Origin of the sequence: Streptomyces sp. NPDC058279 (genome assembly GCF_042881255.1) — a bacterium.
In the GTDB taxonomy this organism is placed as follows: domain Bacteria; phylum Actinomycetota; class Actinomycetes; order Streptomycetales; family Streptomycetaceae; genus Streptomyces.
On record NZ_JBHVYA010000019.1, the window covers coordinates 68,403 to 83,870 of the forward strand.

The 15,468-nt window shown below is 70.2% G+C and carries 15 protein-coding genes and 1 tRNA gene; 5 read left to right on the plus strand and 11 right to left on the minus strand.

Annotated elements, in window-relative coordinates; translation table 11 throughout:
* Positions 1-377 precede the first annotated feature (377 nt).
* Positions 378-1,148 (plus strand): LuxR C-terminal-related transcriptional regulator, encoded by a 771-nt coding sequence (locus ACFVXJ_RS26965; RefSeq protein WP_389665505.1) that lies wholly within the window; start codon positions 378-380, stop codon positions 1,146-1,148.
* Here the strand turns inward: ACFVXJ_RS26965 and ACFVXJ_RS26970 are convergent.
* Complete coding sequence (locus ACFVXJ_RS26970; RefSeq protein ID WP_136213571.1) at positions 1,107-1,604, minus strand: MarR family winged helix-turn-helix transcriptional regulator; 498 nt, start codon at positions 1,602-1,604, stop codon at positions 1,107-1,109. The two genes, ACFVXJ_RS26965 and ACFVXJ_RS26970, sit on opposite strands and share 42 nt — an antisense overlap.
* 176 nt (positions 1,605-1,780) lie before the next feature.
* On the opposite strand from ACFVXJ_RS26970, the gene ACFVXJ_RS26975 reads away from it, so the two are divergent.
* Together ACFVXJ_RS26975 and ACFVXJ_RS26980 are read left to right on the plus strand one after the other, a co-directional pair.
* Positions 1,781-2,638: a trans-aconitate 2-methyltransferase gene (locus ACFVXJ_RS26975; RefSeq protein ID WP_389665507.1), complete on the plus strand. Its 858-nt coding sequence runs from the start codon at positions 1,781-1,783 to the stop codon at positions 2,636-2,638.
* A 1-nt stretch (position 2,639) separates the two neighbouring features.
* Positions 2,640-3,002: a VOC family protein gene (locus ACFVXJ_RS26980; protein WP_389665509.1), complete on the plus strand. Its 363-nt coding sequence runs from the start codon at positions 2,640-2,642 to the stop codon at positions 3,000-3,002.
* A 64-nt stretch (positions 3,003-3,066) separates the two neighbouring features.
* On the opposite strand, the gene ACFVXJ_RS26985 is transcribed toward ACFVXJ_RS26980, so the two are convergent.
* Both ACFVXJ_RS26985 and ACFVXJ_RS26990 read right to left on the minus strand, forming a co-directional pair.
* Positions 3,067-3,741 (minus strand): TetR/AcrR family transcriptional regulator, encoded by a 675-nt coding sequence (locus ACFVXJ_RS26985; protein WP_361313226.1) that lies wholly within the window; start codon positions 3,739-3,741, stop codon positions 3,067-3,069.
* Positions 3,738-4,712, minus strand: a complete 975-nt coding sequence (locus tag ACFVXJ_RS26990) for an acyl-CoA desaturase (RefSeq protein WP_389665511.1) — start codon at positions 4,710-4,712, stop codon at positions 3,738-3,740. The genes ACFVXJ_RS26985 and ACFVXJ_RS26990 overlap by 4 nt, the downstream gene beginning before the upstream one ends.
* Positions 4,713-5,089: 377 nt before the next feature.
* On the opposite strand from ACFVXJ_RS26990, the gene ppc reads away from it, so the two are divergent.
* Positions 5,090-7,783, plus strand: a complete 2,694-nt coding sequence (ppc, locus tag ACFVXJ_RS26995; RefSeq protein ID WP_389665576.1) for a phosphoenolpyruvate carboxylase — start codon at positions 5,090-5,092, stop codon at positions 7,781-7,783.
* Positions 7,784-7,857: 74 nt separating this feature from the next.
* On the opposite strand, the gene pth is transcribed toward ppc, so the two are convergent.
* From pth to ACFVXJ_RS27025, 6 genes are all read right to left on the minus strand, one after another.
* Positions 7,858-8,448 carry an aminoacyl-tRNA hydrolase gene (pth, locus tag ACFVXJ_RS27000; RefSeq protein WP_361313232.1) on the minus strand — a complete coding sequence of 197 codons (591 nt, stop codon included), beginning with the start codon at positions 8,446-8,448 and terminating at the stop codon, positions 7,858-7,860.
* A gap of 101 nt (positions 8,449-8,549) precedes the next feature.
* Positions 8,550-9,134, minus strand: a complete 585-nt coding sequence (locus ACFVXJ_RS27005) for a 50S ribosomal protein L25/general stress protein Ctc (RefSeq protein WP_389665513.1) — start codon at positions 9,132-9,134, stop codon at positions 8,550-8,552.
* A gap of 206 nt (positions 9,135-9,340) precedes the next feature.
* Positions 9,341-10,318, minus strand: coding sequence for a ribose-phosphate diphosphokinase (locus ACFVXJ_RS27010; RefSeq protein WP_136213578.1), 978 nt, complete (start codon positions 10,316-10,318; stop codon positions 9,341-9,343).
* Between the two features lie 145 nt (positions 10,319-10,463).
* Positions 10,464-11,912 (minus strand): bifunctional UDP-N-acetylglucosamine diphosphorylase/glucosamine-1-phosphate N-acetyltransferase GlmU, encoded by a 1,449-nt coding sequence (gene glmU, locus ACFVXJ_RS27015; RefSeq protein ID WP_389665515.1) that lies wholly within the window; start codon positions 11,910-11,912, stop codon positions 10,464-10,466.
* A gap of 109 nt (positions 11,913-12,021) precedes the next feature.
* Positions 12,022-12,093, minus strand: a tRNA-Gln gene (locus ACFVXJ_RS27020).
* A 12-nt stretch (positions 12,094-12,105) separates the two neighbouring features.
* A complete protein-coding gene (locus ACFVXJ_RS27025; RefSeq protein WP_389665517.1) occupies positions 12,106-12,969 on the minus strand; it encodes a hypothetical protein in 864 nt (287 codons plus the stop codon).
* A gap of 131 nt (positions 12,970-13,100) precedes the next feature.
* Here ACFVXJ_RS27025 and ACFVXJ_RS27030 point away from each other — a divergent pair, with 131 nt between their 5' ends.
* Positions 13,101-14,366 carry a sensor histidine kinase gene (locus ACFVXJ_RS27030; RefSeq protein WP_389665518.1) on the plus strand — a complete coding sequence of 422 codons (1,266 nt, stop codon included), beginning with the start codon at positions 13,101-13,103 and terminating at the stop codon, positions 14,364-14,366.
* Here the strand turns inward: ACFVXJ_RS27030 and ACFVXJ_RS27035 are convergent.
* Both ACFVXJ_RS27035 and ACFVXJ_RS27040 read right to left on the minus strand, forming a co-directional pair.
* A complete protein-coding gene (locus ACFVXJ_RS27035) occupies positions 14,363-14,869 on the minus strand; it encodes an SUKH-3 domain-containing protein (RefSeq protein ID WP_389665520.1) in 507 nt (168 codons plus the stop codon). The genes ACFVXJ_RS27030 and ACFVXJ_RS27035 overlap by 4 nt on opposite strands.
* A gap of 5 nt (positions 14,870-14,874) precedes the next feature.
* Entirely contained in the window at positions 14,875-15,408 is a 534-nt protein-coding gene (locus ACFVXJ_RS27040; RefSeq protein ID WP_389665521.1) for a YwqJ-related putative deaminase, read from the minus strand.
* Positions 15,409-15,468 lie beyond the last annotated feature (60 nt).

Below are 15,468 nucleotides of genomic sequence, written 5' to 3' on the forward strand. Positions count from 1 at the left end.
CGCCGGGTGAACCGCCCCCCGTGCAACTGCCCGGGGAACGCACCGGGACCCCGAACCGGCCGTCGCGCCGCGCGGCCCCACCGGATCCACCAGACCGGCGAAATCAAGCCACGCCGCGGCCCGTTCAGGGCCACCGCGCCGGAAAATCCCTCGAAAAACTTCTGCTATTCGGCCAACCGCCGGAGCACACCCGCTCTACGCTGATGCGTGACACCGGTGGGGGCCGGCGTCGATTCAGGGGTCGAGATACGCCGGGTACGGCGTCCGCTCCGGGGTAGTGCAGAGATGTCTCGGCGGCGGCCGCGGCTGCTGCGGATCACCACCCGGTCCGGGCGCCGTACCCGCCGTCGTCCGTTCCCCGACCCGTGGGGGTTTTCGTGGTTCGTATCCGGGTTCTCGTCGTCGACGATCACCGCATCTTCGCCGAATCTCTCGCGGCCGCGCTCGCGGCCGAGCCGGACGTGGACGTGTCCGCGGCCGGCAGTGCTCCCGCCGCCGCGCGCTGCCTCGAACGCGCGGCGGCCGAGGGCCGCCGCTTCGACGTCATGCTCGTGGACGCCGACCTGGGCGCCGCCGCGGGGACCGTACCCGTACAGCGCGCGGGATCGGGGCCACCGCCCGCGCCTCCCGGCACGGACGGGATCGCGCTGGTCGCGAGCGTGCGGACGGCGCATCCCGGGGTGCGGGCGGTGGTCCTCGCCGAACGCGACGACCCGCGCCGGGCCGCGCTCGCGCTCCAGGCCGGGGCGTCCGGCTGGGTCGCCAAGGACTGTTCGCTCTCGCGGCTGCTGGCCGTGATCCGGGGCGTCCTGCGGGAGGAGACCCACCTTCCGCCCGCGCTGCTGACCGGGGTGCTGCGGGAGCTGACCGCGGCGCGCAAGCACCGTACGGACAGCGAACGGCTGGTGGAGTCGCTCACGCCGCGCGAGCACGAGGTGCTGCGCTGCATGGTGGCCGGGCTGGGCCGCAAGGACGTGGCCGCGCGGCTGTTCCTGTCGCCGCACACCGTGCGCACCCACATGCAGAACGTCCTGGGCAAGCTCGGGGTGCACTCGACGCTCGCGGCGGTGGCCCTGGCGCGGCGGGCCGGGGTGCGGCCGGCGGAGCTAGCCGGGGATGTTGTCGAACGGAGCGGTCAGCCTGCGTAGCAGCGCCGCGAGGTCACCGCGCTGGCCCTGGGAGAGCTGGGCGAGGATGGCGCGTTCCTGCGCCAGCAGCCCGGCCAGGGACTGGTCGGCGCGGTCGCGGCCCTCGGGGGTCAGCCGGACCAGTACGCCGCGCCGGTCGCTGGGGTCGGGAAGCCGCTCCACCAGGCCCTTCTTGGCGAGCCGGTCGATGCGGTTGGTCATGGTGCCGGAGGTGACCAGTGTCTGGGTCAGCAACTGGCCGGGGGAGAGCTGGTACGGGGCGCCGGCGCGGCGCAGCGAGGTGAGGACGTCGAACTCCCAGGGCTCCAGGCCGTGCTCGGAGAAGGCCAGCCTACGGGCGCGGTCGAGGTGGCGGGCGAGCCGGCTCACGCGGCTCAGCACCTCCAGCGGTTCAACGTCGAGGTCAGGGCGTTCTCGCCGCCATGCCGCGACCAGTCGGTCGACCTCGTCCTCCATGCCGATCAGTGTAAGGGGTCTGTCGACATGAAGTCTCTTCAATTCGAGGATCTTGGGTCCTGGATATCTCGATCTCGTGCATCTTGACGTCAAGATATATATTCGGCCAGGATGGGAATGGAGGGGGCCGGACAGCTTCCGCTTCCAACCGCCCCATCAGCAGGGAGGCTTCGCATATGCATTCCGATACCGCCCCGGTTCCGACGCCCGTCGCCACCGCTCCCGCGGCGCCGGTCTGGGATCCCCAGCAGTACCTCCGGCACGCCGGACACCGCACACGCCCCTTTCTCGACCTGCTGACCCGCATACCCGAACTCCCCACCGCCCCCGCCCGCATCGCCGACCTCGGCTGCGGCCCCGGCAACGTCACCGCCCTCCTCGCCGACCGGTGGCCCGACGCGCGCATCACCGGCTTCGACCTCTCCCCGGAGATGCTCCACCGCGCCGCCCAGGACCACGCCGGACCCACCCCCGGCGGCGGGCACCTCGACTTCGACCGGGCCGACCTCGCCGAATGGCACCCCGAGGAGTCGTACGACCTGATCGTCTCCAACGCCGCCCTGCAATGGGTGCCCAACCACCCCGGCTCCTTCGCCGCCTGGATCGCCGCCCTGCGCCCCGGCGGCACCTTCGCCTTCCAGATCCCCGGCAACTTCACCGCGCCCAGCCACCGGATGCTCGCCGACCTCTGCGACACCCCCCGCTGGCGCGACCGCCTCGCCGGCCACGGCGCGCGCTACGTCCACATCCTCGAACCCGCCGAATACCTCGCCCGCTTCACCGAACTCGGCTGCGCCGTCGATGTCTGGGAAACCACTTACCACCAACTGCTCTCCGGCCCGGACCCCGTGCTCGAGTGGGTCAAGGGCACCGCCCTGCGCCCCGTCCTGACCGAACTCGGCGACGACAAGGAAGCCGTCGACAGCTTCCTCGCCGAATACCGGGAAGCGCTGCGCGCCGCCTACCCGCCCGGCCCCCGCGGCACCGTGTTCCCCTTCCGCCGTATCTTCGCCATCGCCCGCAAGGAGCTCTGAGGTGCTCACCGCACTCGACCACGTCCAACTCGCCGCCCCGCCCGGCTCCGAGGACCTGCTGCGCCGCTACTACACCGACGCCCTCGGCATGACCGAACTCCCCAAGCCCCCCGCGCTCGCCGCCCGCGGCGGCTGCTGGTTCGCCGCCGGTCCCGTACAACTCCACGTCGGCATCGAAGACGCCTTCCGGCCCGCCGGAAAGGCCCACCCGGGCCTGCGCGTCACCGGGATCGAGGCGTACGCCCGCAGGCTCCGCGAGCACGGGGCCCAGGTCCACTGGGACACCGAGCTGCCCGGTCACCGGCGGTTCTACTCGCACGACCCCGTGGGCAACCGCCTCGAATTCCTCGAACCCACCCCATGACGACGCACCGGCGTCCCGCCACCGTGGAATCGGTGGCGGGGCGCCGTGCGCACTCCCGCGCCGGTCAGCTCTTGCGGTGGCCCACCAGCCGGGGTCGCGCCTCCAGGTTCTCCAGACCGTGCCAGGCCAGGTTCACCAGGTGCGCCGCCACCTCGGCCTTCTTCGGTCGCCGCGTCTCCAGCCACCACTGGCCGGTCAGCGCCACCATGCCCACCAGCGCCTGCGCGTACAGCGGGGCCAGCTTCGGATCAAAACCGCGCGCCTTGAACTCCAGGCCCAGGATGTCCTCGACCTGCGTGGCGATGTCACTGATCAGCGACGCGAAGGTACCCGTCGACTGCGCCACCGGCGAGTCCCGCACCAGGATGCGGAAGCCGTCCGTATAGCTCTCGATGTAGTCCAGCAGCGCGAACGCCGCCTGCTCCAGCAGCTCCCGCGGGTGCCCGGCCGTCAGCGCGCCCGTCACCCCCTCCAGGAGCTGGCGCATCTCGCGGTCCACGACCACCGCGTAGAGACCTTCCTTGCCGCCGAAGTGCTCGTACACCACCGGCTTCGACACCCCGGCCTTCGCCGCGATCTCCTCCACCGACGTGCCCTCGAAGCCCTTCTCGGCGAACAGCGCCCGACCGATGTCCAGCAGCTGCTGACGCCGCTCCGCACCCGTCATCCGCACCCGGCGACCACGCCGGGGCTTGTCACCGCTGGAACTGCTGCCGTCGATCGCCACGTCCCCCATCATGCCGCGTTCGACGACATGTCCTTGCGCCGGGCATCGATGCGGGACTCCGACGGCCACCGCACGTCGGAAGCCCAGCCCGCCCGCTCGAACCAGCGGATCAACCGCGCACTGGAGTCGACCTGCCCCCGCAACACCCCGTGCCGCGCCGACGTCGGATCGGCGTGGTGCAGGTTGTGCCACGACTCGCCGCACGACAGCACCGCCAGCCACCACACGTTCCCCGAACGGTCCCGCGACTTGAACGGACGCTTGCCCACGGCGTGACAGATCGAGTTGATCGACCAGGTCACGTGGTGCAACAGCGCGACCCGCACCAGCGAACCCCAGAAGAACGCCGTGAAGGCCCCCCACCACGACATCGTCACCAGACCCCCGACCAACGGCGGGATCGCCAACGACACCACCGTCCAGAGCACGAAGTCCCGGGAGATCCGTCGGATCGCCGGGTCCCCGATCAGGTCGGGCGCGTACTTCTGCTGGTTCGTCTGCTCCTCGTCGAACAACCAGCCGATGTGCGCCCACCAGAGGCCCTTCATCAGCGCCGGCACGCTCTCGCCGAACCGCCACGGCGAATGCGGGTCACCCTCGTGATCCGAGAACTTGTGGTGCTTGCGGTGATCCGCCACCCACCGCACCAGCGGCCCTTCCACCGCCATCGACCCCATCACCGCCAACACGATGCGCAACGGCCGCTTCGCCTTGAAGGAGCCGTGCGTGAAGTAGCGGTGGAAACCGATCGTGATGCCGTGGCACGCCAGGAAGTACATGAACACCATCAGGCCCATGTCGAGCCAGCTCACCCCCCACCCCCACGCCAACGGGATCGCCCCCGCCAGCGCCACGAAGGGCACGATGATGAACAGCAGCAGCGCGATCTGTTCCACGGAACGCTTGCTCTCACCGCCCAGGGTCGCGGACGGCTCGGACGTGCGAGAGCCCGCCGAAGCGTGCTCCCTCAGATCGGGACTCATGGTCACAGTGATCCCCTGGGGGGTGAGGAGACGGCAGGTGCCCTTACCGCCGAGCCTACGGAACCGTAAGTTACGGCAACGTAAGTATGGCAAAGCCCGCGCTCACGGCAAGAGAAGCACGCACCACGCCCGCGCTGCCGTCACCCGAGCACCGGACACCTATCCTGGTCACGTCGGACAGCGCGGTCCGCACGGGCAGCCCGAGCTGCGCAGCGGCACCGCCGCGCCCGCCCGGGGAAAGCCCACCGCCCAGTAGCGCTCGAACACTGCAAGGAGCCGCACCTGTGAGCAGTGCTGACCAGGCCGCCCAGGCCCCCGTCACCCAGGCCCCGGCCACCAAGGCCACCCTCACGCAGGCCGCCACCGCCAACGCGGAGCTGCGCGCCGACATCCGCCGCCTCGGCGACCTCCTCGGGGAAACCCTCGTACGCCAGGAAGGCCAAGACCTCCTCGACCTCGTCGAACGGGTCCGCGCCCTCACCCGCACCGACGGCGAGGCCGCCGCCCGGCTCCTCGGCGACACCGACCTCGAAACCGCGGCCAAGCTCGTCCGCGCCTTCTCCACCTACTTCCACCTCGCCAACGTCACCGAACAGGTACACCGCGGCAAGGAACTGCGCGCCCACCGGGCCGCCGAAGGCGGCCTGCTCGCCCGCACCGCCGACATGCTCAAGGACGCCGACCCCGCCCACCTGCGCGAAACGGTCAAGAACCTCAACGTCCGACCCGTCTTCACCGCACACCCCACCGAGGCCGCCCGCCGCAGCGTCCTCAACAAGCTGCGCCGCATCGCCGCCCTCCTCGAAGAACCCGCCACCGGAGCCGGCGAACGCCGCCGCCACGACCTGCGGCTCGCCGAGAACATCGACCTCGTCTGGCAGACCGACGAACTGCGCGTCGTCCGTCCCGAACCCGCCGACGAAGCCCGCAACGCCATCTACTACCTCGACGAGCTGCACGCCGGCGCCGTCGGGGACGTACTCGAAGACCTCGCCGCGGAACTCCAGCGCGTCGGTGTGGAGCTGCCCCCCGGCACCCGCCCCCTGACCTTCGGCACCTGGATCGGCGGCGACCGCGACGGCAACCCCAACGTCACCCCCGACGTCACCCGCGACGTCCTGATCCTCCAGCACGAACACGGCATCACCGACGCCCTCGCAGCCATCGACGAGCTGCGCGGACTCCTCTCCAACTCCATCCGCTACACCGGGGCCACCGAGGAACTCCTCACCTCCCTCCAGGCCGACCTCGAACGCCTGCCCGAGATCAGCCCCCGCTACAAGCGGCTCAACGCCGAAGAGCCCTACCGCCTCAAGGCCACCTGCGTCCGCCAAAAGCTCCTCAACACCCGCGAACGCCTCGCGAACGGCACCCCCCACCAGGACGGCCGCGACTACCTCGGCACCGCCGAACTCCTCGCCGACCTCACCCTCATCCAGGACTCCCTGCGCGAACACCGCGCGGCCCTCTTCGCCGACGGCCGCATGGACCGCACCATCCGCACCCTCGCCGCCTTCGGCCTCCAGCTCGCCACCATGGACGTCCGCGAACACGCCGACGCCCACCACCACGCACTCGGCCAGCTCTTCGACCGACTCGGCGAGGAATCCTGGCGCTACGCCGACATGCCCCGCGACTACCGCGGCAAGCTGCTCGCCAAGGAACTCCGCTCCCGGCGCCCCCTGGCCCCTACCCCCGCACCCCTCGACGCCGCCGGCGCCAAGACCCTCGGCGTCTTCTTCGCCATCAAGGACGCCTTCGAGAAGTTCGGCCCCGAAGTCATCGAGTCCTACATCATCTCGATGTGCCAAGGCGCCGACGACGTCTTCGCCGCCGCCGTCCTCGCCCGCGAAGCCGGCCTCATCGACCTCCACGCGGGCTGGGCCAAGATCGGCATCGTCCCCCTTCTGGAAACCACCGACGAACTCAAGGCCGCCGACGTCATCCTCGACGCCATGCTCGCCGACCCCTCCTACCGCCGCCTGGTCTCCCTGCGCGGAGACGTCCAGGAGGTCATGCTCGGCTACTCCGACTCCTCCAAGTTCGGCGGCATCACCACCAGCCAGTGGGAGATCCACCGCGCCCAGCGCCGGCTGCGCGACGTCGCCCACCGCTACGGCGTCCGCCTGCGCCTCTTCCACGGCCGCGGCGGCACCGTCGGCCGCGGCGGCGGCCCCTCCCACGACGCGATCCTCGCCCAGCCCTGGGGCACCCTCGAAGGCGAGATCAAGGTCACCGAACAGGGCGAGGTCATCTCCGACAAGTACCTCGTACCGTCCCTCGCCCGCGAGAACCTCGAACTGACCGTCGCGGCGACCCTCCAGGCATCCGCCCTGCACACCGCCCCCCGCCAGTCCCACGACGACCTCGCCCGCTGGGACGCGGCCATGGACACCGTCTCCGACGCCGCCCACGCCGCCTACCGCGCCCTCGTCGAAGACCCCGACCTGCCCGCCTACTTCTTCGCCGCCACCCCCGTCGACCAACTCGCCGACCTCCACCTCGGCTCCCGGCCCTCCCGCCGCCCCGACTCCGGCGCCGGCCTCGACGGCCTCCGCGCCATCCCCTGGGTCTTCGGCTGGACCCAGTCCCGGCAGATCGTCCCCGGCTGGTACGGCGTCGGCTCCGGCCTCAAGGCCCTGCGCGAAGCCGGCCAGGACGACGCCCTCGGCGAAATGGGCAAGCGCTGGCACTTCTTCCGCAACTTCCTGTCCAACGTCGAGATGACCCTCGCCAAGACGGACCTGCGGATCGCCCGCCACTACGTCGACACCCTCGTCCCCGACCACCTCAAGCACGTCTTCGACCGCATCGAAGCCGAACACGAACTCACCGTCCGCGAAGTCCTGCGCATCACCGGCGGCGAGAAGCTCCTCGACTCCCACCCCGTCCTCCAGCAGACCTTCGCCGTCCGCGACGCCTACCTCGACCCCATCTCCTACCTCCAGGTCTCCCTCCTCGCCCGCCAGCGCGCCGCCGCCGAACGCGGCGAAGACCCCGACCCGCTCCTCGCCCGCGCCCTCCTCCTCACCGTCAACGGCGTCGCCGCGGGCCTGCGCAACACCGGCTGACCGGCCCGAACACACGACAAGGGGGTCCCCCCGTGCCCCGAAGGCACGGAGGGACCCCCTTCCCGTACGACCCGCTACGCGTTGTACGCCGACTGCGCCCGCTCCAGACCCTCCTGGACCAGACACTCCACCGCGTCCGCCGACCGGTCCACGAACCAGTCCAGCTCCTTGCGCTCCGTCGACGAGAAGTCCTTCAACACGAAGTCCGCCACCTGCATCCGACCCGGCGGCCGCCCGATCCCACACCGCACCCGGTGATAATCCGGCCCCATCGCCTTCGTCATCGACTTCAACCCGTTGTGCCCGTTGTCCCCGCCGCCCAACTTCAACCGGAGCGTCGGATAGTCGATGTCCAGCTCGTCGTGCACCGCCACGATCCGCTCCAACGGCACCTTGTAGAAGTCCCGCAATGCCGACACCGGACCCCCCGACAGGTTCATGAACGACATCGGCTTCGCCAGCACCACCCGCCGGTTCGCCGGACCCGGAGGACCCATCCGGCCCTCCACCACCTGCGCCCGCGCCTTGTGCGCCTTGAACTTCCCGCGCATCCGCTCCGCCAACAGGTCTACCACCATGAACCCGATGTTGTGGCGGTTGCCCGCGTACTCCGCCCCGGGATTCCCGAGACCGACGATCAGCCAGGGCGCCGCGTCGTCCGACATCAAAAAAGCTCCTTAACGAAGACGACCGCCGTCCCGCTCCAGTGGAGCCGGACGGCGGTCGTTCAGCAAGTGCTGCGAATGCTGAGGGGGAGAGGCGTGACTCAGGCCTCGGTGCCCTCGGCGGCGTCGGCGGCCGGCTCCTCGGCCTGCGGGGCGACGACCTGCAGGACGGCGATGTCACCGTCGACGGCCAGGGTGGTGCCGGCCGGCAGGACCAGGTCCGAAGCGTGAATGGTGGCGCCGGCCTCCAGGCCCGCGATCGAGACGGTGACCTCGGTCGGGATGTGCGTGGCCTCGGCCTCGACGGAGATGGTGTTCTGGAGGGTCTCCAGCATGTTGCCACCGGGCGCCAGCTCGCCCTCGGTGACGATCGCGACGTCGACCGTGACCTTCTCGCCCTTCTTGACGATCAGGAAGTCGACGTGCGAGATCGAACGCTTCAGCGGGTGCTTCTGCACGGCCTTCGGGATGACCAGCTCGGTGCCGCCGTCCTTGATGTCCAGGGAGATCAGGACGTTCGGGGTGCGCAGCGCCAGCTGAAGGGCGTGGGCGTCGACGTTGACGTGCTTCGGGTCGGTGCCGTGGCCGTAGATGACCGCGGGGGTCAGGGCGTCACGACGGGCCTGACGGGCGGCACCCTTGCCGAAGTCGGTACGGGACTCGGCGGAAAGCTTGACCTCGGACATGCTCACTCCTCGTGGGGTGACGGAAAATGGACGACAGTCACCCGGCCGAAACGGCCTGCTACGAAGAGCGCGTCGATAACGGAGCATCCGCACCCGAAAAACAGGTACGGCCTCCCTCGCCGAGCAACTCGAAGAGTCTACCCGGCCGGAGGCCGTACCCAAAAAGGATCAGCGGCGGGACCGCCGACCCCCTACCGCTGCTCTTCTTACTGCTGCTCCTCGAAGAGGCTCGTGACCGAACCGTCCTCGAACACCTCACGGACCGCACGCGCGATCATCGGCGCGATCGACAGCACCGTGATCTTGTCCAGCTCCAGGTCCGACGGGTCCGGCAGCGTGTTCGTGAACACGAACTCGCTCACCTTCGAATTCTTCAGACGGTCCGCGGCGGGACCCGACAGGATGCCGTGCGTCGCCGTCACGATGACGTCCTCCGCACCGTGCGCGAACAGCGCGTCGGCCGCGGCGCAGATCGTGCCACCCGTGTCGATCATGTCGTCCACCAGGACACAGACCCGCCCCTTGACCTCACCCACGACCTCGTGGACGGTCACCTGGTTCGCCACGTCCTTGTCACGACGCTTGTGCACGATCGCCAGCGGCGCGTCCAGCCGGTCACACCAACGGTCCGCCACCCGCACACGACCCGCGTCCGGCGACACGATCGTCAGCTTCGACCGGTCCACCTTCGCACCCACGTAGTCCGCGAGGACCGTCAGCGCCGACAGGTGGTCCACCGGACCGTCGAAGAAGCCCTGGATCTGGTCCGTGTGCAGGTCCACCGTCAGGATGCGGTCCGCACCCGCCGTCTTCAGCAGGTCCGCCACCAGACGCGCCGAGATCGGCTCGCGACCCTTGTGCTTCTTGTCCTGACGGGCGTACCCGTACGACGGCACGATCACCGTGATGGAACGCGCGGAAGCACGCTTCAACGCGTCGATCATGATCAGCTGCTCCATGATCCACTTATTGATCGGAGCCGTGTGGCTCTGGATCAGGAAGCAGTCCGCACCACGAGCCGACTCCTGGAAACGAACGTAGATCTCACCGTTCGCGAAGTCGAAAGCCTTCGTCGGCACCAGGGCGACGCCCAGCTGATGCGCGACCTCCTCGGCCAGCTCGGGGTGGGCGCGGCCGGAGAAGAGCATCAGCTTCTTCTCGCCGGTCGTCTTGATCCCGGTCACAGCACAGTCTCCTCAGACGTGTTGAAAGCTGCTCGCCCCCGTGTGCGTCCGTCCCGCACACGGTGAGCCAGCCGAATTGCGTGCACCTATCACGGTACGCCGTCACCGGCGCACCTGTTTCCGGTCAGTTCACCCGGACAGCCGCTCAACGCGACCCCGAGCCCTCCCCGACCGCCGACTCCGCCGCCGCGGCGGCGGCGCTCCCCGGACGCTTGCGAGCCACCCAACCCTCGATATTCCGCTGCTGACCGCGGGCCACTGCCAGCGCACCCGCCGGCACGTCCTTCGTGATCACGGACCCGGCCGCCGTGTAGGCACCGTCCCCGACCGTGACGGGCGCCACAAACATGTTGTCCGAACCCGTCTTGCAATGTGAACCGATGGTCGTGTGGTGCTTGTGCTCGCCGTCGTAGTTCACGAACACGCTCGCCGCACCGATGTTGGAGTACTCGCCGATCGTCGCGTCCCCGACGTACGACAGGTGCGGCACCTTCGTGCCCTCACCGATCGTCGCGTTCTTCATCTCGACGTACGTACCCGCCTTGGCCTTGGCGCCCAGGTCCGTCCCCGGACGCAGATACGCGAACGGACCCACGCTCGCCGACTCCCCGATCACCGCGGAATCCGCCACCGTGTTGTCCACCCGCGCCCCCGCACCCACCCGCGTGTCCGTCAACCGGGTGTTCGGACCCACCTCGGCCCCCTCCGCGACGTGCGTGCGCCCCAGCAACTGCGTACCCGGGTGGATCAGCGCGTCCTGCCCGAACGTCACCGTCACGTCCACGAACGTGCTCGCCGGGTCGACCACGGTCACGCCCGCGAGCATCGCCCGCTCCAGCAGCCGCGCGTTCAGCAACGCCCGGGCCTCCGCCAACTGCACCCGGTTGTTGATCCCCAGGATCTGCCGGTGATCCGCGCCCACGGCCGCACCGACCCGGTGACCGGCCTCGCGTAGGATGCCGAGGACATCGGTGAGGTACTCCTCGCCCTGGCTGTTGTCCGTACGGACCTTGCCGAGGGCGTCGCTCAGCAGCGCCCCGTCGAACGCGAAGACCCCGGAGTTGATCTCACGGATCGCGCGCTGGGCGTCGGTGGCGTCCTTGTGTTCGACGATGGCCGTCACGGCGCCGGTCGCCGCGTCCCGGACGATCCGCCCGTAGCCGGTCGAGTCGGGGACCTCGGCGGTGAGCACGGTGACGGCGTTGCCGTCGGCCTCGTGCGTCGCCGTCAGCCCGGCCAGGGTCTCGCCGGTCAGCAGCGGGGTGTCGCCGCAGACGACCACCACCGTGCCGGTGATCTCGCCGCCGAGCTCTTCGAGGGCCATCCGGACGGCGTGCCCGGTGCCGTTCTGCTCGTACTGGACGGCGGTGCGGACACCCGGGTCGGTCTCGGCGAGGTGCGCGGTGACCTTCTCGCGGGCGTGGCCGACGACGACCACGAGGTGCGCGGGGTCCAGCTCGCGCGCGGCGGCGACGACGTGGCCGACGAGCGAGCGCCCGCCGATCTCGTGCAGAACCTTGGGAGTGGCCGACTTCATGCGGGTGCCTTCACCCGCTGCGAGTACGACGACGGCTGCCGGGCGGGTTGCGCTCACGGGTGTGCCCTTCGGCTTCGGGGGTGGACCCGTGAAGGATACCGGTGGCCCGGGGGCCGGAAACGAGGCCGGGTCCCGACCGTGGAGGTCGGGACCCGAACGTGTAAAGCTCCCCTGCCAGGACTCGAACCCGGACATAGGACTCCAAAGGTCCCAGTGCTGCCGATTACACCACAGGGGATAGCAAACCCGACTAAATCGGACATTCGCCTCTGTTGATCGAGTCGACGGCACCTACTATGCCGCACCAAGTGCCCTCGATGCGACGGTACAAGTCGCAGCTCGCGGAGACACGGACGATCAGGCATCCACGGTAGTCGGTTCCGGTGTTCTTCCGGACGGTCTTGGGGTTGTGTTTCTTGAGCGTGGTCCGCTGGAACTGTGACCGCCGCACTCCGACGAAGTCCGCCCAGTACTGCTCCGCGCCGGCCACGTCTGCCGTCTCGTGGATCATCACGCGGAAGCGCAGCCGCTCAGGAGTGATGCCAAGGAGCCCCAACCAAGCCAGGTAGACGCGGATGACCCCGGGGTCGCTGTTGATGAACGCCACGGTCTCGTCCCGCCGGTACGGCTTGCTCTTGCTGCCCTCGGCCCAATAGAGGGCCACTCCGGTCAGGAAGAGCTCACGGTCGCTCAGGCTGCCGACCGCTGCTCGCGCGGCGTCGATCGAGGCGTTGCGCGCGGCCTCCCGGCGTGGCCCCTCGAAGGCCCAGCGCTTCAGGGCGGCATCGCGGCCCTGCTCCTGGGGCGTGCGGTGATCCACCTTGGGGAGGTCGCGGACCCAGAGGGAGATGGAGCTCTTCGAGCAGCCCAGCTCGACCTGGATCTGGTCGTAGGTCATGCCTTGGAGGCGGAGCTCGCGGGCTCGGTCGCGGAGGTCGTCCTTGGCGTTGGGGCGGCGGGTCCACCCTGGGGCGGGCTCCCCTTGCAGCAGGCGGTTCAGGATCTCGCCGTTGAAGACTTGCAGGCGGTCGCGGATCTCGCGGCGGCTGAAACCGTCGCGACGGAGGGCCACGGCCTGGGTGCGCAGACCCTCGAAGTCGGCGTATTTGCTCATGGACCCAGGTTCGTCCGGAATGTGGGATTCAGGTCTTGCGAGGCGGGACGTTCAGTCGTACGTGCGATTACCGGCGGTTTACCGGAAAATCCCGGCGGGGCGTGGTGGGGGTGCTGCGTACGCTGGACGGCATGACCAGTACGGGGGAAGAGCAAGGCCGCGCTGGGCCGCCTTTGTGGTGGGAGCGGCGGCGGGACGTCGTGTGGGACGTGGGGATCGGGGCGGTGTCCGCCCTGGAGTGTGCGTGGGAGGGAGTGGGTTTCGCCCGCGAGGCCGGGGTGCCGGTGGTGCTCGGGGTGCTGTTCGGGTTCGTGGTGGGGGCCACGCTCGTGCTGCGGCGCCGGTGGCCGGTGGCCGTGGTGCTGGTGGCGATCGCGGTGACGCCGGCGGTGATGGGGTTCCTGCTGGGGGTGGTCGGGCTCTACACGCTGGCCGCGTGCGAGGTGCCGCGGCGGGTCACGGCGACCCTGACGTCGATGTCGCTCGTCGCGACGCTGGTGGTGATGTACCTGCGGACCGACGGCGACGCGGGCGTGACGCCGACCCTGGTGATCTCGCTGTCGGTGTTCGTGGCGGTGGCGCTGACCGTGCCGCCGGTGCTGCTCGGCATGTACGTCGGTGCCCGGCGCCGGCTGATGGAGAGCCTGCACGAACGGGCGGATTCGCTGGAGCGGGAGCTCTCGCTTTTGGCGGAGCGGGCCGAGGAGCGGGCGGAGTGGGCGCGTACGGAGGAGCGGACGCGGATCGCGCGGGAGATGCACGACGTGGTGGCGCACCGGGTGTCGTTGATGGTGGTGCACGCGGCGGCGTTGCAGGCGGTGGCGGTGAAGGACCCGGTGAAGGCGGCGCGGAACGCGGCGTTGGTGGGGGACATGGGTCGGCAGGCGTTGACGGAGTTGCGGGAGATGTTGGGGGTGTTGCGGGCGGAGGCGCCGAGGTCGGTGGAGCGGGTGCCGTCGGTGTCGGTGTCGGTGCCGGCCGTGGAGGAGGGGCCGTCGTTGGCGGAGTTGGAGGCGCTGGTGGGGCAGTCCCGGGCGGCGGGGATGGTGGTGGAGCTGTCGGTGCGGGGGGAGTGGCCGGGGTGTGCGGCGGAGGTGGAGCAGACGGCGTACCGGGTGGTGCAGGAGGCGTTGACCAATTGCCACAAGCACGCGCCGGGTGCGGAGGTCGTGGTGCGGCTGGCTCATCGGGAGGGTGAGGTGGCGATGCAGGTGGAGAACGGGCCGTGTGACGGTGACGCGGGTGGGGCGGGTCTGCCGAGCGGGGGGAACGGCTTGGTGGGGATGCGGGAGCGGGTGCTGGGGTTGGGTGGTGTGTTCGTGGCGGGGTCGACCGATTCGGGTGGTTTCCGGGTGTCGGCCGTGTTGCCGTGTGCGCGCGGGGTGGGTGCGGTCTAGCCCGTCGTGAGGCGGGTGGGTTGGAGGCCGGTGAGGAGGAGGGTGAGGGCCTCGTCGAGGGTGGCGCCGAGGTACCAGTCGCCGGTGTGGTCGATGGCGTAGACGCGGCCTTCGCGGTCGATGGCGAGGTGGGAGCCGGTGTCGGGTTCGGCGCCGAGGGGGCTGAGCTCGGTGGAGAGGGCGCGGCCGAGGTCGGCGAAGGTGCGGGCGAGGTGGAGCCCGGTGAGGGGGTCCAGGTGGATGGGGGTGGGCGCTATCTGGCGGCCCGGGCCGGGTGCGGTGAGGGTGAGGCCGCCGAATTCGGCCCATGCCTCGACGGCGGCCGGGAAGACGGTGTGGCGGTGTCCGGCCGGGGTGGTGTGGTCGCGGAGGGCGTCGGCCCAGTATTCGGCTTGTTTGATGTCCCAGCGTCCGGGTTCCCATCCGGCGGTGCGCAGGGCGGTGTCGATGGGGGTGGGGAAGCGGGTGGCTGAGGAGCGGTCGTAGGACGCGGAGGTGGTCATGGCGGCTACTCGGTGTGGGAGAGGTCGACGGGGCGTACGCCGAAGTGGGCGAGCAGGGCTTGGCAGGAGCGGCAGGGGGGCGCGTAGCTGCCGTGGAGGGGGTCGCCGTCCTCGCGGATGTGGCGGGCGGTGATCTTGGCGTGTTTCAGGGAGCGGCGGGCTTCGCTCGCGCTGAGGGGTTTGCGGGCGGCGCGTCTGCTGCGGGCGGCTTCGGTGGCGGTGATGTGGCGGGAGAGGAGTATCGCTTCGGGACATCGGCCGGTGAAGCGTTCGCGTTGGTTGCTGGTGAGGGTGTCGAGGTAGTCCTGGACGAGGGGGTGCAGGGCGGGGGGTTGGTCGGCTTTGCCGGCGGTGCCGGTGAGGGTTTCGCCGCGTACGGAGAGGGCGGCGGCGATGGTGGGGAGGATGCCGTCGCGGCGGAAGCGCAGGACCGGGGCGGTGTGGGCGCCGTCGGTGGTGCTCCAGCGCAGGCGGGGGTCGCCGGTGGTGCCGGTGGGTGCCGGTTCGGCGTGGTCCGTGCGTGTTGCCGTGTGCTGCATGTCGCTCTTCCCTCCCGTGGCGGCGGTGGTGGCCGCTGTCGCGCACGCCCCCGTGCTGAG

Coding starts and splice junctions, on each gene's coding strand:
- ACFVXJ_RS26970 (WP_136213571.1), bottom strand. CDS start 1,604: ATGGAGGACGAGGTCGACCGACTGGTCGCGGCATGGCGGCGAGAACGC.
- ACFVXJ_RS26975 (WP_389665507.1), top strand. CDS start 1,781: ATGCATTCCGATACCGCCCCGGTTCCGACGCCCGTCGCCACCGCTCCC.
- ACFVXJ_RS26985 (WP_361313226.1), bottom strand. CDS start 3,741: ATGATGGGGGACGTGGCGATCGACGGCAGCAGTTCCAGCGGTGACAAG.
- ACFVXJ_RS26990 (WP_389665511.1), bottom strand. CDS start 4,712: ATGAGTCCCGATCTGAGGGAGCACGCTTCGGCGGGCTCTCGCACGTCC.
- pth (WP_361313232.1), bottom strand. CDS start 8,448: ATGTCGGACGACGCGGCGCCCTGGCTGATCGTCGGTCTCGGGAATCCC.
- ACFVXJ_RS27005 (WP_389665513.1), bottom strand. CDS start 9,134: ATGTCCGAGGTCAAGCTTTCCGCCGAGTCCCGTACCGACTTCGGCAAG.
- ACFVXJ_RS27025 (WP_389665517.1), bottom strand. CDS start 12,969: ATGAGCAAATACGCCGACTTCGAGGGTCTGCGCACCCAGGCCGTGGCC.
- ACFVXJ_RS27030 (WP_389665518.1), top strand. CDS start 13,101: ATGACCAGTACGGGGGAAGAGCAAGGCCGCGCTGGGCCGCCTTTGTGG.
- ACFVXJ_RS27035 (WP_389665520.1), bottom strand. CDS start 14,869: ATGACCACCTCCGCGTCCTACGACCGCTCCTCAGCCACCCGCTTCCCC.
- ACFVXJ_RS27040 (WP_389665521.1), bottom strand. CDS start 15,408: ATGCAGCACACGGCAACACGCACGGACCACGCCGAACCGGCACCCACC.